The 21,004-nt window shown below is 51.6% G+C and carries 19 protein-coding genes and 2 tRNA genes; 18 read left to right on the top strand and 3 right to left on the bottom strand.

Annotated elements, in window-relative coordinates:
• The 7 genes from HQ41_RS01220 (at window position 1) to tilS (ending at window position 8,183) form a co-directional block, all read left to right on the top strand.
• On the top strand, window positions 1–921 hold the full coding sequence (locus HQ41_RS01220; protein ID WP_044186798.1) for a TIGR01212 family radical SAM protein: 921 nt from the start codon (window positions 1–3) through the stop codon (window positions 919–921).
• A complete protein-coding gene (locus tag HQ41_RS01215; RefSeq protein WP_044186795.1) occupies window positions 918–1,577 on the top strand; it encodes a hypothetical protein in 660 nt (219 codons plus the stop codon). The genes HQ41_RS01220 and HQ41_RS01215 overlap by 4 nt, the downstream gene beginning before the upstream one ends.
• An 80-nt stretch (window positions 1,578–1,657) precedes the next feature.
• Window positions 1,658–2,230: a cob(I)yrinic acid a,c-diamide adenosyltransferase gene (locus tag HQ41_RS01210; protein ID WP_044186793.1), complete on the top strand. Its 573-nt coding sequence runs from the start codon at window positions 1,658–1,660 to the stop codon at window positions 2,228–2,230.
• Between the two features lie 631 nt (window positions 2,231–2,861).
• The gene (gene aspS, locus HQ41_RS01205; protein WP_044186790.1) at window positions 2,862–4,622 is read left to right on the top strand and encodes an aspartate--tRNA ligase; all 1,761 of its coding nucleotides are present in this window, start codon (window positions 2,862–2,864) and stop codon (window positions 4,620–4,622) included.
• Between the two features lie 320 nt (window positions 4,623–4,942).
• A complete protein-coding gene (locus HQ41_RS01200) occupies window positions 4,943–6,043 on the top strand; it encodes a Nif3-like dinuclear metal center hexameric protein (protein ID WP_044186788.1) in 1,101 nt (366 codons plus the stop codon).
• 8 nt (window positions 6,044–6,051) lie between these two features.
• The gene (locus tag HQ41_RS01195) at window positions 6,052–6,810 is read left to right on the top strand and encodes a zinc ribbon domain-containing protein (protein ID WP_044186785.1); all 759 of its coding nucleotides are present in this window, start codon (window positions 6,052–6,054) and stop codon (window positions 6,808–6,810) included.
• Between the two features lie 17 nt (window positions 6,811–6,827).
• Entirely contained in the window at window positions 6,828–8,183 is a 1,356-nt protein-coding gene (gene tilS, locus HQ41_RS01190; RefSeq protein WP_044186783.1) for a tRNA lysidine(34) synthetase TilS, read from the top strand.
• Here tilS and HQ41_RS01185 read toward each other — a convergent pair.
• The 3 genes from HQ41_RS01185 to HQ41_RS01175 are packed head-to-tail and all read right to left on the bottom strand — an operon-like array spanning window position 8,180 to window position 11,508.
• Window positions 8,180–8,905, bottom strand: a complete 726-nt coding sequence (locus HQ41_RS01185; protein ID WP_052405204.1) for a tRNA1(Val) (adenine(37)-N6)-methyltransferase — start codon at window positions 8,903–8,905, stop codon at window positions 8,180–8,182. The genes tilS and HQ41_RS01185 overlap by 4 nt on opposite strands.
• A 9-nt stretch (window positions 8,906–8,914) precedes the next feature.
• Window positions 8,915–10,348 carry a hypothetical protein gene (locus tag HQ41_RS01180; protein WP_081964708.1) on the bottom strand — a complete coding sequence of 478 codons (1,434 nt, stop codon included), beginning with the start codon at window positions 10,346–10,348 and terminating at the stop codon, window positions 8,915–8,917.
• Window positions 10,345–11,508: an AI-2E family transporter gene (locus HQ41_RS01175; RefSeq protein WP_044186781.1), complete on the bottom strand. Its 1,164-nt coding sequence runs from the start codon at window positions 11,506–11,508 to the stop codon at window positions 10,345–10,347. Before HQ41_RS01175 ends, HQ41_RS01180 begins: the two co-directional genes overlap by 4 nt.
• A 769-nt stretch (window positions 11,509–12,277) precedes the next feature.
• On the opposite strand from HQ41_RS01175, the gene HQ41_RS01165 reads away from it, so the two are divergent.
• The 11 genes from HQ41_RS01165 to lgt all read left to right on the top strand — a co-directional run bounded on the left by HQ41_RS01165 (window position 12,278) and on the right by lgt (window position 20,990).
• Window positions 12,278–13,408, top strand: a complete 1,131-nt coding sequence (locus HQ41_RS01165; protein ID WP_044186775.1) for a DUF2027 domain-containing protein — start codon at window positions 12,278–12,280, stop codon at window positions 13,406–13,408.
• Between the two features lie 10 nt (window positions 13,409–13,418).
• Window positions 13,419–13,874: a CYTH domain-containing protein gene (locus tag HQ41_RS01160; RefSeq protein WP_044186773.1), complete on the top strand. Its 456-nt coding sequence runs from the start codon at window positions 13,419–13,421 to the stop codon at window positions 13,872–13,874.
• Between the two features lie 149 nt (window positions 13,875–14,023).
• A complete protein-coding gene (locus HQ41_RS01155; RefSeq protein WP_044186770.1) occupies window positions 14,024–15,397 on the top strand; it encodes an alpha/beta fold hydrolase in 1,374 nt (457 codons plus the stop codon).
• Window positions 15,398–15,580: 183 nt separating this feature from the next.
• Entirely contained in the window at window positions 15,581–16,270 is a 690-nt protein-coding gene (locus tag HQ41_RS01150) for a tetratricopeptide repeat protein (protein WP_044186767.1), read from the top strand.
• Between the two features lie 104 nt (window positions 16,271–16,374).
• Window positions 16,375–16,884 carry a 6,7-dimethyl-8-ribityllumazine synthase gene (gene ribH, locus HQ41_RS01145; protein WP_044186764.1) on the top strand — a complete coding sequence of 170 codons (510 nt, stop codon included), beginning with the start codon at window positions 16,375–16,377 and terminating at the stop codon, window positions 16,882–16,884.
• Between the two features lie 34 nt (window positions 16,885–16,918).
• Window positions 16,919–17,001 (top strand) — tRNA-Tyr (locus tag HQ41_RS01140).
• 22 nt (window positions 17,002–17,023) lie between these two features.
• Window positions 17,024–17,096: transfer RNA gene (locus HQ41_RS01135), tRNA-Gly, on the top strand.
• 135 nt (window positions 17,097–17,231) lie between these two features.
• Window positions 17,232–17,582: an aspartate 1-decarboxylase gene (panD, locus tag HQ41_RS01130; protein WP_044186762.1), complete on the top strand. Its 351-nt coding sequence runs from the start codon at window positions 17,232–17,234 to the stop codon at window positions 17,580–17,582.
• Window positions 17,583–17,646: 64 nt separating this feature from the next.
• The gene (ffh, locus tag HQ41_RS01125; RefSeq protein WP_044186834.1) at window positions 17,647–19,002 is read left to right on the top strand and encodes a signal recognition particle protein; all 1,356 of its coding nucleotides are present in this window, start codon (window positions 17,647–17,649) and stop codon (window positions 19,000–19,002) included.
• Between the two features lie 164 nt (window positions 19,003–19,166).
• Window positions 19,167–20,072: a diaminopimelate dehydrogenase gene (locus HQ41_RS01120; protein WP_044186758.1), complete on the top strand. Its 906-nt coding sequence runs from the start codon at window positions 19,167–19,169 to the stop codon at window positions 20,070–20,072.
• A 27-nt stretch (window positions 20,073–20,099) separates the two neighbouring features.
• Window positions 20,100–20,990 (top strand): prolipoprotein diacylglyceryl transferase, encoded by an 891-nt coding sequence (gene lgt / locus HQ41_RS01115; protein WP_044186755.1) that lies wholly within the window; start codon window positions 20,100–20,102, stop codon window positions 20,988–20,990.
• The last annotated feature ends 14 nt before the right edge of the window (window positions 20,991–21,004 follow it).

The raw sequence follows: 21,004 nt of genomic DNA, 5'->3' as shown, positions 1-21,004 counted from the left end.
ATGAACGAATGGATTGATTTTGGCTCATACCTCAGAGAGCGCTTTGGCGGGCGGTGTGTGCAGAAGATCACACTGAGTGCAGGCTTTACTTGCCCTACACGTGATGGGACCCATGGCCGAGGTGGGTGTACCTATTGCAATGTCAAGAGCTTTAGCCCTGCTTTTGCCATTAGGCAGAAAAGTGTGAGTGAGCAGCTGCGTGAAGGGATTGCCTTCTTCGCACACAAGTACCCCGATATGGAGTACATCGCCTACTTCCAGTCCTACACCAATACGTACGGAGAGGTAGAGGAGTGCATTCGTAAGTACGAAGAGGCCCTTACCTATCCCGGCGTCGTCGGGCTGATTATCGGTACCCGTCCAGACTGTATGCCCGACGAATTGTTGAGCTATCTGTCGGATCTGGCCAAGAGGCACTTCGTCATCGTCGAGTATGGTGTGGAGAGCACGCTTGATAGAACCCTCGATAGAGTGCAGCGTGGCCATAGCTGGGCTACGAGTGTGGCGACTATTGAGCGCACGCACCGAGCTGGTATTATCGTTGGGGCACATCTAATTTTAGGCTTACCCGGAGAGAGCCGAGAGGAGCAGCTCGCTCATGCCGATCGGCTCTCCGCTCTCCCCATCACGACGCTCAAGATACATCAGTTGCAGATCATCAAAGGTACGATCATGGCAGCCGAATATCTCGAAGATCCCTCCGACTATCATCTCTATACAGAGGAGGAGTATATCGAGCTATGCCTAGACTTCCTAGAGCGTCTAAGACCGGACATCGTTATCGAACGCTTCGTGTCGCAGTCCCCTATGGAGCTATTGCTTGCGCCCCGCTGGGGGTGGAAGAATTATCAGTTTACCGAGAAAATACGCAGTGGCCTACGTGCGCGTCAGGCTCTAGCCAATTCCAGTACTAAGCAATGAAACAGAAGCTGCGTAATTCTCTCAAATATAGTACCTATCGACGGCTATCTCGGGCCAAACGCTTCGTGCTCAATAGGCGTGGCGATGGAGTACACTCTCCGTATGCTTTTCGACTAATTAGTAAGGTTATCCGCAACCCTTACCCCTACACGTGCTTCGAACCTCTGGCTCGGGCAGGTAGAGAGCGAGCTGAGGCCCTACGTAGTGAATATGGCGATAGGTGTATCTATCGCCGTCGTGTCTTGGAGTTGGTCTTTCGTTTGGTCATGGATCATCGCCCAGATCGAGTTTTTGTTTTGGCTCCCCATGAGAGCCTTTTGCCTCTCTACGTACAGGCTATCTCTCCTGCTCTACAAATGACCCACATCTCTAGGCTAGATAATCCAGCGGCTGCACATATCGCTACGGCTGACTTCATTATCGTAGAGGATATGATGGAGGAGGAGTTTGTGCTACTAGAGCAGATGCTCCTAGCTGCTTGCGAAGTGGGCGAGCTCAAGCAGGTGCTGATTAATCGAAGTAACCCTATGCTTCGTCGATATAGCCAGCACCTTAGGTCAGTTCTAAGGCCAGATGTGGCGTTTGACTTGCTCCATTTGGAGCTATGGGTCTGGAGAGAGGCTATTACTCCCGGGCGATACAAGGTCTATTATTAGCCCAGTTTCATGGTCTAATAGCGTGTTTATCCGATTTTTAAGACTTATTTTTGCTGTGTAATCACTAATAAACTCTATCGATGAATACAGAAAAATATAAACTCTACACCAAGGGTGGGGATAAAGGTATGACCTCCTTGGTCGGGGGGCAGCGTGTCCCTAAGTATGACTTACGCATCGAGAGCTATGGCACTATTGATGAGCTGAACTCATTCATTGGCCATCTGCTATCTTTTGATTTAGAAGAAGCCGATCGTAAGACTCTCACATGGATGCAACATAAGCTCTTCTCTGTCGGCTCTTATCTGGCTACCGACCCTAATGATGGCTCATTCCACATGGAGAGTCGTGTCACGGATGAGGCAATCGAGCGAGTAGAGCGAGAGATCGACCGTTTGGACGATTTGGTGCCTCCCATTAAGGCTTTTATCTTGCCCGCAGGTGGGGCTATTCCAGCGGCTGCACATATCTGCCGTACGGTGTGTCGTCGAGCCGAGCGTTGCATCTACAAGTTAGATGCCGACCAAGGAAAAGTTGAGGCTCAGGTGCTTCGCTACGTCAATCGTCTGAGTGACTACTTCTTTGCTCTAGCGCGTAAGGAAAGCTATCGCCTCAACGGGGAGGAGATCACTTGGCTCTACGAGCACGATTAGCCTATCGAGGGCTGCTCTTCGGCCAAGAATAGGAAGGCAAGAGCCGTAATATCTCTGCCCTTAGTGGGCGTAAATACATCGAGGGGCTGTGTCAAAATTTATTTTTGGCGCAGCCCCTCTTGTATGAGGTCAAGTGAATAAAGACCATGATACACGCCTCCATATTAGGAAGCCTCACGATACATGACTACTGGAGCCCCGTACTTTAAGATTGCTGGGGGCTCCAAAGAATTGGTGAGCCAAACATATCCCTATCAGGCCTTAATCACGGTAAATGTCGGACGCTCCATAATGTCCCTTCCTCCTCCTAAGGTTACAATACTTTCTCAACCTTGAATGTTTCGTTCTTTGGGAGCATTATACCCTGGGCATTGTCTCTCGTTTAGCTAGGGGTTGAAAGTTCAGAGCCTAGCCCTGAAAACTTATTGATCTGTGTGCAATTCTTTAGAGCAAGCTTAGCTCTATATGGATCAAGGTTATCTCTACATAGAGCAAGACTATCTCTACATAGAGCCAAGCTTGCTCTAGACTGATCCTTCGCTGCTTTTTTGATCTAACTAATGAGCATTGATGGAAATTCTGTACTTTTGTAACCTATAACTGATTACAAAGACTACAGGCTACATATAATATGTATAGGACGAGAACTTGTGGCGAACTTCGCCTCAATCACGTAGGAGAGATCGTTACACTTGCAGGTTGGGTACAGAGAGCTCGCCGTATGGGTGGCATGACATTTGTTGATCTGCGCGACCGCTATGGCATCACTCAGTTGGCTTTCAACGAAGAGCATACTGGGAGTGAGCTTGCTGCTCAGGCTCAGGAACTGGGGCGTGAGTATGTGATCCAAGTGGTGGGTGTGGTGTCTGAGCGCTCAAGCAAGAATGCCAATCTGCCTACTGGAGATATCGAGATTGAAGTTAAGGAACTGAAGATCCTTAATGCCTCCGAGACCCCTCCTTTCACGATTGAGGACGCTACCGACGGTGGCGATGATCTGCGTATGAAGTATCGCTATCTCGACCTGCGTAGAAATGCAGTGCGTGCCAATCTTGAGCTAAGACACCGCTGTGCTCTAGAGGTTCGTCGCTATCTAGACGGTGAAGGCTTCCTAGAGGTAGAAACTCCTGTGCTCATCAAGTCTACTCCAGAGGGGGCAAGAGATTTCGTAGTGCCTAGCCGTATGAACCCCAACCAGTTCTACGCTCTCCCTCAGAGCCCGCAGACCTTCAAGCAGTTGCTGATGGTCAGTGGCTTCGACCGCTACTTCCAGATCGTTAAGTGTTTCCGTGACGAAGACCTCAGAGCTGACCGACAGCCAGAGTTCACTCAGATAGACTGCGAGATGAGTTTCGTAGAGCAGGAAGATGTACTTACGGTCTTCGAGGGCATGACCGCTCACCTCTTCAAGGAGCTTAGAGGTGTAGATATTCCACTCCCACTGCCACGCATGAGCTTCGCCGATGCAATGCGTTTGTATGGCTCGGATAAGCCTGACACACGTTTCGAGATGAAGTTTGTGGAGTTGATGGACGTGATGCAGGGCAAGGGCTTCCCAGTCTTCGACTCGGCCGAATATGTTGGTGGGATTTGTGCTAAGGGAGCTGCTAGCTACACACGCAAGCAGATTGATGCGCTAGTGGACTTCGTTAAGCGTCCGCAGATTGGAGCCACAGGCCTAGTTTATGCCCGTGTAGAGGCCGATGGATCTGTCAAAAGTAGCGTAGATAAGTTCTATACTCAAGACGACTTGCAGGCGCTCAAGTCCAAGATGCAGGCAGAGGTAGGCGACCTGATGCTCATCATGTGTGGCGAAACTAATAAGACACGTAAGCAACTCTGTGAACTGCGCCTAGAGGTTGGCTCTCAGCTTGGCCTAAGAGATAAGAATCAATTTAGCTGTCTGTGGGTAGTAGACTTCCCACTGGTGGAGTGGGACGAAGAGACGCAGCGCTACTATGCTATGCACCACCCCTTTACCTCTCCTAAGCCAGAGGACATTGAGCTACTGAAGACCAACCCTGCACTTGTACGTGCCAATGCCTATGACATGGTCATCAACGGCGTCGAGGTAGGCGGAGGGTCTATCCGTATACACGACAGCCATCTGCAAGCAGAGATGTTCCAAGTATTAGGCTTCACGCCAGAGAAGGCGCAGGATCAGTTTGGCTTCTTGATGAACGCCTTCAAGTATGGTGCTCCTCCTCATGGAGGTATTGCCTATGGTCTAGACCGATTGGTGTCGCTCTTTGCTGGGCTGGATAGTATCCGTGATTGCATTGCCTTCCCAAAGAACAACGCTGGGCGTGATGTGATGATAGATGCGCCATCTGTCATTGACCAAGAGCAGCTCGACGAGCTGTACCTAGATATTCGTCCGTTCAATAAGTAGGACGATTCTAGACCCCACTATACGTGGGCTTATTATAGCGATGCCAATGTTAGCCTTGAGCAGTGTTTGAGGTGGCTGGGGCGTCGGGGACTATTCAAAAAGTAAGCGTTTACGCAGAAATAAAAGGATAGGGGCTGTGTCGAAATCTGATTTTGGCACAGCCCCTTTAGGTGTCTTGCAGAGCACTCGTGTGGCAGCCTAGAGTAGAGTTGGATAAGGAGTGTGTGTAGGCTGCATACAAGGTAGAGATCGTCAAGTGATGTTGCTCGCAACGGATACTTGTGGTCGTTTACCTATTTGATAAATTAATGAATGACTGTATGAAGATCAAAGATATTATACTAGCCCTAGAGGCGGAGCTACCACTATGGCTACAGGAGAGCTACGACAATTGTGGCTTGCAGGTTGGTGATCCCGACCTCGAGGCTACGGGAGCTCTGCTCTGTGTAGACCTAACCGAGCAGGTTGTCGAGGAGGCTATTGAGCGAGGTTGCAACCTCATTGTTGCTCATCACCCGCTTCTATTCAAAGGCCTCAAGACCATCGGTACGGGTAGCTACATCGAGCGGGTGGTTATGCGAGCCATTAAGGCGGATGTTGCGATCTACGCAGCCCACACCAATGCAGACAATGCCCCTGTCGGACTGAATGCTCTATTGGCTCGGGATTTGGGCTTGAAGAATCTCCGCCCTTTGCAGCCTCTCTCTGGTAAGATGAGCGAGCTCATTACGTTTGTTCCCCAAGATTATCTGGAGCCAGTGCAAGAGGTACTCTGGGCGGCAGGTGCTGGTCGTATAGGTGCCTACGACAAGTGCAGTTTCTCTAGCTCTGGGCAGGGAACTTTCCGTGCGCTAGAGGGGGCTAACCCATTCGTGGGAGAGCAGGGGGAGCTACATCATGAGTCGGAGGTTCGCCTCTCCGTCGTGCTTGCCTCGGCGGATAGCTCGGCTGTGATCAAGGCTCTACACGAGGCTCATCCATACGAAGTCCCAGCTTACAGCCTTGTGCCTCTGGCCAACGACTACCCAATGGCTGGTAGTGGTATTGTGGGCGATTTGGCAGAGCAGGAGCTTTTATCCGACTTTCTAGATCGGGTTAAAGCGTATTTTGCTACGGAGAAACTTAGCTATAGCGCCTGCGATGCTTCAGCCCATGAGGTGAGCCGTGTAGCAATCTGTTCGGGTGCTGGTGCTTTCCTTTGGAGGGCAGCCCGCAGAGCTTCTGCAGATGTACTCATAACTGGCGAAGCGAAGTACAACGATTACTTCGATGTGGAGTGCCGCCCAGTGCTAGCGACTGTCGGGCACTACGAGAGTGAGTGCATTGCCACTAGGGTTTTCGGAGAAATCATCTCACGCAAATTCCCTAACTTTATGTTGTTTACAAGTCAATTAAATAGTAATCCAATAAAATCTATCTAACATAAATTATGAAGCAAGAACTAACAAATCCGCAGGAGAAGACTGTCGAAGAGAAGTTGATCGACCTGCGCAATCTGCAGAATGCCTATTCGGAGATTGATCGCATCAAGACATTACGTGGCGAACTACCTCTTGAGGTGCAAGATCTCGAGGACGAGCTAGCAGGTATGCAGACCCGACAAGGTAATCTGGAGGAAGAAATCAAGCGTTATAGCCAACTAACAAGCGCTGAGAAATCCAAGATCACGCATGCCGAAGGCCTGATTGAGAAGTATAAGACTCAGCTAGAGAGTGTGAAGAACAACCGTGAGTACGACAACCTCTCCAAGGAAATTGAATTCCAAGGCCTCGAGATTGAGCTATCTCGCAAGCGCATTGCCGAGCACTCAACCGAGATCCAGACACGCAAGGAGCGCATAGCTAGCCTCAAGACGAGCATTGACGAGCGTGGGATTGACCTGAAGGCTAAGCAAGAAGAGCTAGATCGCATCAAGGCCGAAACCAAGGCTGAGGAGGAAACGCTACGCAAGCATGCTCTCAAGATCGAGGAAGGAATCGAGGAGCGTCTGCTCAAGGCTTTTCACCGTATACGAGAGGGCGCTCGCAATGGTCTGGCTGTCGTAAGTGTAGATCGTGACGCTTGTGGCGGTTGCTTCAACAAGATCCCCCCTCAGCGTCAGCTCGATATTAAGCTCCACAAGAAAGTCCTCGTGTGTGAGTACTGCGGGCGCATCATGGTAGACCCAGAGCTAGGCCAAGAGGACTAGGACGAAATGCCTAAACTATGTTGCCACTAGAAGAAACTGTAGCCCGAACCATCGCTCGCTACCGACTAGCTAGTCTTGGGCAACCCATATATATAGCCCTAAGTGGAGGTACAGACTCTGTAGCTCTGCTTAGGGCTATGTCTGCTCTAGGCTATGAGCTCAGAGCGCTACACTGCAATTTCTCGCTGCGTGGGGAGGAGAGCGATGCCGATGAGCAGTTCGTCCGCTCGCTTTGCCATACGCACGCCATACCGCTAGAGGTAGAGCGCTACCAGACCGAGGCATACGCACAGAAGCACGGTATCTCCATTGAGATGGCTGCTCGGGAGTTGCGCTATGCGTGGTTTGCGCGTATCCTCTCGGCGCAGCCAGAGGCTCATGTGGCCGTAGCGCACAATGCCGACGATCAGATCGAGACGATGCTCCTGAACCTCTCGATGGGGACGGGTATTAGAGGGCTTAGTGGTATGCCGTATAGGCGCACAGATCGGATCGTCCGCCCATTGATGGATTGCTCACGCAGGGATATCGAGGCATATATGCACGCACTTGGCCAGCCGAGCCGTGAGGATAGCTCCAACAGCGACGAGGTCTATCGTCGCAACTACATCCGTCATAAGCTAATTCCTGCTTTCGAGCAGCTCAATCCTTCTTTCCGACAGTCCTCTGGGCGTACCATAGAGCATCTGCGCGGAGTAGAGGCAATTTATCTAGATGCCATAGAGCTGCTCAAGCGTGCTGTGATGCCTACTGCAGGGCAAATCGACATCGCTCGGTTAATGAGTACTCCACACCCACAGACAGTGCTCTATGAGTTGCTCAGACCCTACGGCTTCGGTAGTGAGCAGTGCCATGCCATTGCACAGAGTTTGCCCGACCTGCCCTCTGGGCGTCGGTTTTTCTCTGCTAGCCATTGCCTTATTCGCTCAAGAGGAGTGTTGGAGCTGGGCGAGATAGAGCAGGAGCGACTAGAGATCACGGTGCTTGATATCTTGGGGAGTAGATACATTGACTTGCCTATTGGCCGCCTCTCATGGGAGGTCGGTAGTGTCAAGATGCTGAGCTCCCTGCGCTGTGGCAAGCACGAGGCTATCTTCTCGCTCGACAAACTTGGCGATATGCCACAGCTTAATATCCGCACACGCCGAGAGGGTGATAGCTTGGCTCCCTACGGCATGCAGGGACGCAAGAAGCTAAGGCGTATCTTCATCGATGGGCATTTCTCGCACGAGGAGCGTCGGCGTGCCCTGCTGCTCTGCCTCGGCGATCAACCAATCTGGCTGATTGGCCACATTGCAGATCGTACATATGCCATAGACACACGGCAGGGGCAGTACATCAAATTTCGGCTGTTGCCTCTAGACCAGATCTAGTCTAGGAGATAGTCTTTCGTTAGATTTCTAAATTCGAGTGTTTCCTTGGAGGCTTCGTCCCTGAGGGTGAGCGTGTCGTACCTGCACCTCTGGTATGAGCCGTGCAGATCTAGCCGACGCCATAGGCTAAGTAATCTGATAGGCTTACCCTTGCTCGCATAGACCCGAACTAGCGTATCGGGGCGAAGGAGATACTCTGCGCCGTAGAGGCGCAGATCGTGCTCTCTGTACCAAGGTGTGATGAGGGCAAGTACGCCAGATGGAGCGAGTAGGCCCGACGCATGTTGCATCAGACTGCGCAGGTTGAGCCCACTGCTCAACTCGTGGCGTGCCATCTGTCGCTTATGCTCTGAGCTACGAATGCCGTCTTCCTCGAAGTAGGGCGGATTGCTGACGATGAGGTCGTATGGGCCAGAAGTCCAATCGAGGAAGTCGGCTTGCTCTACTTGTAGGCGTGAGGCGAAGGGCGAAGCTGCGATATTGTCCCGAGCATCAAGCACGGCATTGGGCTCTAGATCGAGGGCGATGCCTCTAGCCTTGGGGTAGGCCTGCGCTAGCATTAGAGCGATGATACCTGTCCCCGTCCCCACATCTAGGAAGCTCTGCGGGTTGAACCCTAGGGAGCCAAGCCAGCTCCCCAAAACAATAGCATCGGTGCCGACCTTCATTGCGGCACGCTGCTGTCTGATGCTGAACTGTTTGAGATGGAAATCGCGCGACATACCTCCCTACTACCAGTATTCTTCTTGCTCGGCTTGCAGACGCTCTACCTGCTCACGATGGCGGATACGCCAGTGCGTCGGGTAAAGATTGTTGGTGCGGTTGCCAAGATGCTTGGCGAAGCCTAGTGGTATGCCCCCATAGCAAATGAGCTTAATGCCGGTGGACAGGCTAGAGGGGAGGGTGATAGCCTCTCGAGAGAGGTAGGGAATGATCTGATCGTCTGGGAGCTCCACACGCTCGAAGGCATCGCCAGCCAGCAGGTTGCTTAGGGCTAGAGGTGCTAGCGGGAGCACAGACTTACCTTTGACCTCAGCCACAGGAATGCCGTAGCTCATAGGAGATACCTTGCCCCCTCTGAGTAGCTCTAGCATCGGAGCGAGCGCCTCGGGGTAGGCGACTATGCGCCCTTGATCTGTCTCCCATAGCAGTTTGGTTTTCGTCCCATCTACCCAGCCCTTTGCCTCTTGTGGCACGTCTTTGCTGGTTCGCCCCTGCTTGTCTTTGCCTTTTTTACTTTTCGACCTATCGCCTCTGATAGCGCACTCGCCCCCCTTGCGCAAGACTGCCATAAATAGCCCCTCTCCCTTGGCCCGATGTGGTAGCATACGGTAGCACGGGTAGTCAGATAGGGTAGAGCGCCACACACCATGGCCTATCTCGCCTAAATCTATTGGTTCGGCCTCTAGTTCATCAACTAGATAGGCCACTATGTCTTCGTTCTCTTGTCTATTCATCGTGCAGGTGCTGTACACGAGTAGACCGCCGTCCTCTAGAGCTGGCCAGATATCTGCCAGTATGGTGCGCTGACGCTCGGCGCACACTTTGGGGCTGGAGGGCTGCCACTGGTTGCGTGCCCCTAGGTCTTTGCGAAACATGCCCTCTCCCGAGCATGGCGCATCGACGAGTATTAGGTCGAAGGCGCCTCGGAGCTTGCCGAGCCGCTCGGGTAGAGTGGACGTCGTGATGTACATCGGGTTGCCCCACTTCTGGAGGTTCTCCACCAAGATATGCGCACGCTGAGGGACGACCTCGTTGGCGACCAAGAGGCTCCCCTCGGGCAGCAGATCTAGCAGTAGGGTGCTTTTACCCCCCGGGGCTGCACAGAGGTCTAGGGCAACGAGAGGGGCGGAGGAGTCCAAGAGTTGGCCTATCTGATAGAGTAGCATCGATGAGGCTTCTTGTACATAGTACACTCCGCCGTGGAAGGCAGCGTCGCCCGTGAAGGTTGGTCGCTCTGGTATATAGTAGCCCCACGAGCACCAAGGTACCTGCTCGAGGTCGCTGGGGACTATCTTGGCTGGTATGTATTTGTGCCGATTGAGGCGAATAGAGGTTGGGGCAGGCTGCTCTAGGCAAGCGCATAGAGATTGAGCCTCTTCTGTCCCCAGTAGCTGGCTCATCTGCTGGCAGAAGGCCTCTGGTAGTACGGTCGCGTGGCTCACTTCTTACGTTTTTTGCGTGGCTTTCGTCGGATGTTAGCTTCCTCTAGGAGCTTCTTATCGACCTCTTCTATGTATTGCTCATCTCTGAGTACATAGCGCATATAGAGCGAGTAGATAGACATCGTCATCGGTAGGGCAATGAGCATACCAAAGAAGCCGAGTAGATAGCCCCATACTGCTAGAGAGAGCAAGATGATAGAGGGGCGCATACCCATGCTCTCGCCCATGATGCGAGGGATAATCAGCGTGTCTTGTAGCACTTGCACGATCAGTAGTACACCGTATGCCAGCAGTAGGCAGAAGAAGACCCCTTGCCCCGTCTGGGCCGCCATAAGGAGTGCCATTAGACCGAGGGGGATAACTCCCAAGGCTTGCATATAGGGGATTAGGTTGAGTAGCCCAATGAAAATCGCCATGGCTGTGGCCATCGGTAGCCCAATGATGTTGAAGCCAATGGCTAGGAGCACCGTCACGCTTAGGGCTATGAGGCCTTGGCCACGGAAGTAGCTATTCATGTAGAAATCTACCTCCTTGAGGGCTGCTTTGGCTGGAGATTGGAGGCTATGTGGTATGAGCGAGATGAGGCCATGAGCTAGATCCTCGAAGTCGATCATGATGAAGATGAAGTAGAGTAGCCCCATGAAGAAGACCAAGCCCCATGAGAAAACGGATAGCGTGCCGTTGACAATGCCATTAATCTGTCCCCAAATCGTTTTGCTAGTCTCGACGATGCTCTCGGGGCTTAGGTGTGAGCTGAGCTCTTGGAAGTTGAGAGATTCCTTGAGTGTAGACATCAGCCAGTCGGGTATGAGCATATCTAGGATACTCTGCCCTTGGCTGTATGCCGATAGGGCCTCCAAAGTTTTGCTTACCTCGCTCTCTAGAGCCGGTATGAGGTAGATGACAGCCAGCGTGATTACCAGAGCTATAAGGGCAAAAACGAGCAGAACTGCCAGCCCTCTGATGCGAATACGTAGCTTGTACTGGAAGAAGCGTACGAGTGGCATCATCACATAGGCGAATATCCCTGCTAGCAAGAACGGGAGTAGCACCTCCCAAATGGCGGAGATAGCCCATATAAAGATGATGCCTACTAGCGTGGTAAAAATGATACGTACCGTTCGGTCTAGGTCGAATGGCTTTCGTAAAAAATGATCCATATTTGAGTACTAAAATGCTTAAAAGTTGCCCTCCAAAGTTCGTCATTTGCTAGCAACTAGCCAAAGTTCGTCGTGCAACTGCAGAATTTATATTTTAGACCAATTTTCAGAATGTTGGTGGGGAAACCTCTGTTTGCGCCGAGCGAAAATACATAGGCCTCGCATTTGCCCTCTAGGAGGCTCTACACGGCACTCTGCTTCGTTAGGGCACCTGCCCTCCAGCAGATTGAAAATGCCCCCTTAAAAGCGGTTTTTGTAATTGTTTGATAATCATTGGTATATTCGGTTTTGTTGGTCTGTTTTATGTGATCTAGCCGTACTTCTAGGCATTTCCTCCCATCAATCTTATCGGATTGGTGGACATATCTTGGCCAATGAGCCCACCGATTGGTTAGAGTCTTCCCATCAATTTTCTTAGGTTGCTTCGCTGCTCTCGGCAAGTTTCAGCCCCGTTCGCCAAAATACTCAATAAATCCTTTGCATTTTTTAACCAAAGAGGAGGAGAAATGGCTGAGGGGCGCTTCTTTTAGCTCAGTGCAGCATGATGTGTCCTGTTGCTGGATAGAACTGGGTCAGTTGGCTAGCTTGTAGTATTGATGCTGCCCTGCTGCTATCATCGCTAGTAGGCACAAGGTGTGTATGGGGCTAGATGGATCAGCCACGATGCATAGGGAACCTGATGAACCAGTGGCAGAGCCGTCGTGTGGGTGTAGATGCGCCGCCGAAAAGTTGTAACTTTGGCTATCAACAAAATAAACAATACAAGATTATGTCAGCAAAAAAAATAGAAGTTGGTGCTCAGGTTCGCTTCCTCAATGCTGTGGGTGGTGGACGTGTCGCCCGAGTAGTTGGCGATACCGCTTGGGTAGAGGATCCCGACGGGTTTGAGATCCCTACACTCCTACGCGAGTGCGTCGTCGTGGAGCAGGGAGATACATTCATGCCAGCCTATAAACCACCTACCTTCGAGAAGAAGCCCGTAGAGGTGGAGGGTAGGCCTCAGGCTAGAAGCGTCGCTGCTGCTCAGCCCAAAGCTCCCGAGCTACAGGTCGAGCGCCCTATCAAGGCAGCGCACACCTTCCTTCCTGCCACGGGCGAGGTGAGTGCCTATCTAGCCTATCTGCCCATCGACGAGAAGCGTCTAGGGCAGACCAACTACGAGGCCTACCTCATCAACGACTGCAACTATAGTCTATATTATGTATATAGTAGCCAGCAGCATCGGGGCTGGAAGCTCAGGGCGCACGGCATCATCGAGCCAAATACCAAACTTTTCGTCGAGGAGTTTGCCGCCACAGACATCAACGATCTGGAGCGCATCAACATTCAGCTCGTGGCCATTGCCGAGAACCCCGGGATCTACAAGGGGACTTATGGTGTGGAGTTTAGGCTGGACGGGCGCAAGTTCTTTAAGCTCCATACCTTCGAGGAGAATGATTTCTTCGACGAGGGGGCTTGGGTAGAGCCGCTCGTGTGTGCAGGTGTCGTGCGTGGCGTAGAGGCCAAACCAAATATCGAGGCACTCGCCGAGGCGATGACGCAGCGTACCAGCAAGAGCGAGCCTGCACGCAAGCAGTCGGTGTCTCAGCCTGCCCCTAAGCTGGACGAACCTCTTGTCGTAGATCTGCATATCGATGAGCTACTCGACGATACCACTGGCATGGGCAATGCCGAAATCCTGCGCTATCAGCTAGACAAATTCAACGAAGTGATGCAGCAGCACCTCAAGCACCCGGGGCGTAAGATCGTCTTCATTCATGGCAAAGGCGAGGGCGTACTGCGCAATAAGATAGAGGGTGAGCTCAGGTATCGCTACAAGCACTGTCGCTATCAGGACGCTTCCTTCAAGGAGTATAGCTATGGGGCTACGCAGGTTACCATAGGCAATCAGCCCAAATAGGTTATATACGATGGAGATCGAGCACAAATACCTCGTTGTAGGCGAGAGCTTCAGAGCCCAAGCCACCAAGGTCTATCACATCGAGCAGGGGTATCTCTCTACTCGGCCTACGGTGCGTGTGCGCATCAGAGATGATGAAGCCTTCTTGACTATTAAGGGAGCTTCGGATTCGTCTGGTTTGATGCGTGATGAATGGGAGTACGAGATTCCCGTGGCCGAGGCACGTGAGTTGATGAAGCTATGCTCTGGCCGCACCCTCGTCAAGGATCGCTACCTCGTACCCTACGCAGGGCATACGTGGGAGGTAGATGTATTTCTCGGTCGCCACGAGGGGCTGACTCTAGCGGAGCTGGAGGTGGAGCGCGCCGATGAGACCTACGAGCTCCCGCCTTGGGCCGGGCTGGAGGTAACGGGCGATCGTCGCTACTACAACGCCACTATGGCGCTTAGCCAGTCTAATCTCTGACGAGCGTAGAGGAGCGAATAAAATAAGGCAGGGGGCGCATGCGCTTGGGCATAGCCTCCCTATAGGTGGGCATACGATATAGCTCCGAACTCTTTAGTTTTGTGACACTAGACTAGATACGACTGGTATACTCCTATAATAACGATATAATGAAGAAGTACATATTTGCCTTGGCTCTCATTGGGCTGTTTAGCCTTGCCGCCGTAGCTCAGAGTCCTATGATAGGCTCATGGCGAGGCGCCCTACAGACGCCTATGGGCAAGCTACAGCTTGTGCTACACCTCAAACACAATCAGGACAGATGGACTGCTACTCTCGATAGTCCTACCCAAGGGGCATACGGTATCCCAGTTGATGCTCTCAGTGTTCGTGGAGATAGCCTCTCTCTTGGTGTCAGCCCTTTGGGGTTGAAGTACGAGGCTGTACGCTCGGGAGATGAGCTTCTCGGGCAGTTCGCCCAAGGTGGATTCTCTACCCAGCTACAGTTCGCTCGAGAGGTCAAAGCACCAGCTCCCGTCGTAGCCAGTCTGCCCTATATCGAGCGAGAGCTGACCATTGGAGGCCACCCTCAGGGGATTAGTCTTGTTGGCACGCTTACCTTACCTAAGCAGAGAGTGGGTAGGCTCCCCATTGTGGTCTTGATTACGGGTAGTGGCCCACAGAATAGAGATGAGGAGCTCTTCGGGCATAAGCCCTTTGCCGTGCTTGCCGATGCTCTAGCACGAGCAGGCTATGCTGTCTTTCGCTACGACGATCGTGGGGTAGGCAAGAGCACGGGTAAGTATGTAGAGGCACTGCTCGACGACCTAATCCTAGATGCTGAGAGCGTCTACAAAGGGATTGCCGAGGTTGAGGAGGTAGACCCTGGGCGTATCGTCCTACTTGGCCATAGCGAGGGTGGCTATCTAGCAGCTTCGGTGGCTAGCCGAAACCCCATGGTTTCCGGCGTCGTTAGCCTTGCCGCTCCCACAGAACCATTTGGGGAACTTCTGCTCAAACAGATGGATCGAGCCTCGGAGCTCATGGGGCTAACCGCAGAGCAGCAAGCGCAGAATAGAGCGGTCAATGAGCAGGTCTACGCCCTAGCCGCGGACGATAAGCTCTCCATGCAGGATTTGTCTGTGCGTGTCGAAGAGCTTGTGCGTCAGCAGGCAGGCAGATCGGGCTTGCTCCAGCCTAGCCAAATTGATGCGTTTGTCAAGCAGACCGTGGGTCAGGTAGCCACGCCTTGGTTCCGTCAGTTCGTCAAGACCGATCCTGCTGCCACATGGCAGGCGGTTCGATGCCCGATCATCGGGATATATGGCTCTCTAGATATGCAGGTCTTCCCTAGTAATGCCAGTAGGCTAGAGGAGCTTGTCCCCAGTGCTCGGGTGCGCGTGTTTGAGGGGTTGAATCATTTGATGCAGAGAGCTAAGACTGGGTCGCCTATGGAGTACGGACAAATCAAAACAACCATAGAGCCAGAGGTCATAGCTTGGCTCATCGATCGGCTGCAAGAGATCTCTCCGATACAGATGTAGTGGGCGAGAGAGCTCCAAACCTCTGGTATTAGGCTCAGGCTCGTCAGGCTTAGGTATGCCAAGGGGTACTATTCCTCCCCTTATTTGGCCTAAAAGGCTTTTGGTTTATAATGACTTATTCTTAACTTTGCAGGGGTAATAATTAGGATTATAAACAAATTAAATAATACAAGCTAGTTAAGTATGTCTAAAAAACATCTTCAAAATTCTGAACTAGAGACACAGGTAGAGGAAGCTATGGTGCAGGGAGAGCAGTTCCTAGAGAAAAATCTGAAGAAGATCCTCATCGCCCTCGGTGCCCTTATCCTGATTGGTGTTGGTGCTTTCGTGTACGTCAATAAGGTGAGTAAGCCTGCCGCAGAGAAGGCTTCTGCTGCGATGTATGTAGCTGAGGACCGATTCCTCATGGGACAGGACAGCACAGCCCTCAAGGGTGAAGGCATAGCCAATATGGGCTTCGAGGCTATCCAGAAGGAATACTCGGGCTCTGCTGCAGCCAACCTCTCGTATGCCTATGCAGGTATCTGCCTTTACGACGCAGGTAAGTATCAGGAAGCACTCGATGCACTTAAGCAGTTTGCGGCTAAGGACGCTTATGTAGCTCCATCTATCCAGCGCCTCATCGGTGATTGTTATGCTCAGCTTGGTCAGATCAAGGACGCTGCCAGCGCCTACGAGAAGGCTGCTTCTATGGCAGATAACGATGCTATCGCCCCTAGCTGTCTCATCAAGGCAGGCCATGCCTACGAGAAGTTGGGAGATCCTAAGAAAGCTCTAGAGCTATACCAAAGCATCAAGACTAAGTACTATACTGCACCAGAGGCTCAGACTGTAGAGGCCGACATTATCCGCGCTACAGCTGCTGTCAAGTAAGTCAGTCTTGTCGATGATATCACTTGTCGCATGGTGGTGCTCACTGGGTGGGTTGCATCATGCGACATTTTCATTACACCATATATAAATACGTATAGTAGGATATGTCTACAATCGAATACATTCAGTCTAGAGAGCATCAAGCCCCAGTGATCCTAGATGGTAAGGGACTCAACATCGCCATCGCGGTGGCTGAGTGGAATAGCAATATCACAGAAGCCCTGCTCGAGGGTGCAATCAAGGTGCTCAAGCAGTCGGAGGTGAAGAGGATTAAGGTGATGCGTGTGCCGGGGACTTTTGAGCTAACCAATGCCGCAGCACGCCTAAGAGCAGAGATGAATGTAGATGCCGTGATTGTCATTGGCTGCGTCGTGCGTGGGGATACGCCTCACTTCGACTACATTTGCCAAGGCGTTAGCTACGGTATCAGCTATCTCAATGCGACGCAACCGTATCATTCTGGCGAGATCAAACCAATTATTTTTTGCGTGCTGACGACAGAGAATATGGCTCAGGCAGAGGAACGTGCAGGAGGCAAGCTAGGTAATAAGGGAGAGGAAGCGGCCGAGGCTGCGATAAAAATGTGCCGCCCGATTTGCACAGTTGAAAAATAGTGTCTATCTTTGCAGTGCAAAACAAAACAAGGAAGGGCAGTTACCAGAGTGGCCAAATGGGGCTGACTGTAACTCAGCTGGCTTACGCCTTCGGTGGTTCGAATCCATCACTGCCCACCCTTTTGTTTCCTTAGGGAATGCGGAAGTAGCTCAGTTGATAGAGCATTAGCCTTCCAAGCTAAGGGTCGCGGGTTTGAGCCCCGTCTTCCGCTCTATCAAAGACTCCAGTAGGCAATAGCTTACTGGATTTTTGTTTTTATGGCTAGATAGTATCTCTCCTATGCCAATCCATAGTTTTGAGAATTAGAGTATCTTTGCCCCCGTTATAAGGTATAACAACAGAAATAATGTTAGTAGAACTTGTTAAGTCCAAGATACATCGGGTAACCGTCACAGAGGCCAACCTTAGCTACATTGGTAGCATCACCATAGACGAGGCACTGATGGAGGCTGCCAATATCCTCCCCGGAGAGAAAGTGCAGATTGTCAATAATAACAATGGGGCTCGCCTAGAAACCTATACCATAGCTGGCGAGCGTGGCTCTGGGGTCGTTTGCCTCAATGGTGCAGCTGCTCGTCTCGTACAGCCGGGTGACATCGTCATCATCATGGCGTACGCTTGGATGACCTATGAGGAAGCGCAAGGCTTCAAGCCCGCAGTCGTGTTCCCAGACACGGCTACCAATCAGATTGTATAATATAAGTAGTATGATGCCTGCTCTCGGAATGGCTGGGAGGATCGGGCGTAAGAGATAGATGCTCATGTTCGAAAATTTAAGCGAAAGACTCGAGAGATCGTTTAAGATCCTCAAAGGTGAAGGTAAAATCACCGAGATAAATGTAGCCGAAACGCTCAAGGATGTACGTCGAGCCTTGCTAGAGGCCGACGTAAACTATAACGTAGCAAAGCAATTTACCGAGCAAATCAAGATCAAGGCTCTAGGGCAGAATGTGCTTACCTCAGTTCGCCCCGGCGAGTTGATGGTCAAGATCGTCCATGACGAGCTGGCCGAGCTCATGGGTGGTAAGGCTATGGATATTAATCTCTCAGGCCAGCCAGCCATTATCTTGATGTCCGGCCTTCAGGGCTCTGGTAAGACTACGATGAGTGGTAAGTTAGCCAACCTGCTCAAGACTAAGCAGAGTCGCAAACCCCTGCTTGTCGCTGCCGACGTCTATCGTCCTGCTGCTATCGAGCAGCTCAGAGTACTGGCCGAGCAGATCGGTGTGCCAGTTTTCTTCGATCTAGAGAGCAAAGATCCCGTAGGTATTGCTCGTCGTGGAGTAGCTGAGGCTATGGCTCAGGGATGCGACACCGTGATCGTCGATACTGCTGGTCGTCTGGCTATCGATGAGGAGATGATGCGTGAGATCGAGGCCATTAAGGCAGCCGTCAAGCCCTCAGAAACGCTCTTCGTCGTAGACTCAATGACGGGTCAGGACGCCGTGAATACCGCCAAGGAGTTTAATCAGCGCCTAGACTTCGATGGCGTTGTCTTGACGAAGCTCGATGGAGATACGCGTGGTGGTGCAGCCCTCTCTATTCGATCTGTCGTAGATAAGCCAATTAAGTTTGTCGGTACGGGAGAGAAAATGGACGCTCTAGATGTTTTCCACCCCGACCGTATGGCCGACCGTATCCTCGGTATGGGTGATATCATCTCCCTCGTGGAGCGTGCTCAGCAGCAGTATGATGAGCGTGAGGCACGTAGGCTTGAGGAGCGCATCGCTAAGGATCAGTTTGACTTCAATGACTTTTTGGCACAGGTACAGCAGATCAAGAAGATGGGTAGCCTCAAAGACCTTGCTTCGATGATTCCCGGGCTGAGCAAGATCATGAAGGACAATAAGGATGTAGAGCTCGACGACAATGCCTTCAAGAGCGTAGAGGCAATCATCTACTCCATGACCCCAGAGGAACGTAAGCGTCCGTCCATTATTGACGGTCGACGTCGTAAGCGTATCGCCGATGGTAGTGGAACGAGCGTGCAGGAGGTAAACAAGCTGATCAATCAGTTTACCCAAATGCGTAAGATGATGAAGCAGTTGCAAGGCTTTGGGGGTAAGATGCCCAAGCTCCCTAAGATGCCCAAGTTCCCCGGTAAGTTTGGGTTCTAGTCCATCGGTATAGAGCGATATATCAAAGGCAGGAGATGGTAGGTGTGGCTATCCATCTCCTGCCTTTCGCTTGCCTTTGAGCGTGGCCGCAGGTTTGGTTATAAATGATTACCTTTGTCTTGCTAAATTATATAACAGAAAGAAATAGGATTAGAAACGAAAAAATGTCGAGGACAAGGACTATTAGAGCGGCTATCGTAGGCTATGGCAATATCGGCCGCTATGCAGTAGAAGCACTTCGAGCCGCAGACGATTTTGAGATTGCTGGTGTTGTGCGTCGAGACCCCACACAGATCCCCCATGAACTCTCGCCTTATCCAGTGGTTGGGCATATCTCGGAGCTTGGGCAAGTGGACGTGGCGATCATTTGCTCGCCAACTCGTTTGGTGGAGCCTACTGCGCTAGAGATTTTGGGCCTTGGCATCAATACCGTTGATAGCTACGATATCCACACGGGGATCGTGGCGCTACGCCGAAGCCTTGGAGATAAGGCGCTGCAACATAATGCCGTGGCGATCATTGCCTCTGGTTGGGATCCCGGTAGCGACTCCATTGTTCGCACGCTTATGGAGGCGATTGTCCCCAAGGGGGTAACGTACACCAACTTTGGCCCGGGTATGAGTATGGGGCATACAGTAGCGGTTAAAGCTATTGCGGGCGTTCGCAAAGCCCTATCTATGACAATCCCAACGGGAACTGGTATTCACAGACGTATGGTTTATGTCGAGCTAGAGGACGGGTATGAGGCAGATCAAGTCAAAGCGGCCATTAAGGCGGACGAATACTTTGTCCACGACGAAACGCATGTACAGGTCGTAGACTCGGTTGATGCGCTCATTGATATGGGCCATGGGGTTAATATGGTACGTAAGGGCGTGTCGGGGCAAACGCACAATCAGCTCCTCGAGTTCAATATGCGCATCAACAATCCAGCTCTTACGGCGCAGATCCTCGTTGCCGTGGCTCGAGCTTCTATGCGTCAGAGCAGTGGTTGCTATACGATGCAGGAGATTCCACTCATTGATTTGCTTCCCGGTGAGCGTGAGCAGTGGATCGCCAAACTTTGTTAATCTATCTAATTTACATCCCCACACAGTATGCTTAGTGTCATTAATTGGAATGTAGACCCTGCTATCTTCGAGATTTTCGGTAGAGAAGTCCGCTGGTATGGTTTGCTCTTTGCTCTAGGGCTTTTGATTTTGGGCCCCGCTATCGAGGAGAAGATCTGGAAGCGTGAGAAACTCAATCCGGAGTGGATGAGCTCGCTCTATATATACGTTGTACTAGGTACCGTGATTGGTGCTAGGCTCGGGCATGTGCTTTTCTACGACCCCATGTACTATTTGGCCAATCCGCTCAAGATTTTCGCCGTTTGGGAGGGAGGTCTTGCTAGCCATGGCGGTACGCTGGGCATCATCATCGCTGTGTGGATTTATTCCCGTCGGGTGGTTAAGAAGCCTATTGTCTGGACTCTAGATCGCTTGGCGGTACCAGTAGGTTTAGCGGCTGCGCTTATTCGACTAGGCAATCTGATGAATAGTGAAATCTTTGGTCGCCCCACGGATTTGCCTTGGGCATTTAGCTTTGTGCGATCGGGAGAGTACTACAATATTTTCGCCAAACAGAAAGCAGGGGAAGCGCTCACAGACGTAGAGCAGGGGCTACTCACCGGTTCTATCGGCTGGCATCCTACCCAGCTCTACGAAGCACTGGCTTATCTGCTTGTCTTCGCCTTCTGTATGTGGCTATACTGGAAGCGCAATGCTGCCCAACGCTACTCTGGGCTGATCCTTGGCTACTTCTTGACGGGCATATTCGGTGCTCGCCTCGTTGTGGAGAGCATTAAGAATGTGCAAGAGAGCTGGGAGCTAGATATGATACAAACCATCGGGTTGAACATGGGCCAGCTCCTAAGTATCCCATTCGTTCTTGTAGGGCTCTGGCTCATTGTTCGAGCTTACAAGCACCCCCTCCAGCCAACTAATTAAGTATAATAATCAAA

Origin of the sequence: Porphyromonas sp. COT-290 OH860, assembly GCF_000768935.1 — a bacterium.
Classification (GTDB): Bacteria; Bacteroidota; Bacteroidia; order Bacteroidales; family Porphyromonadaceae; genus Porphyromonas.
The sequence above is the reverse complement of the archived record's forward strand: the minus strand, read 5'-3'. Positions and strand labels throughout refer to the sequence as shown.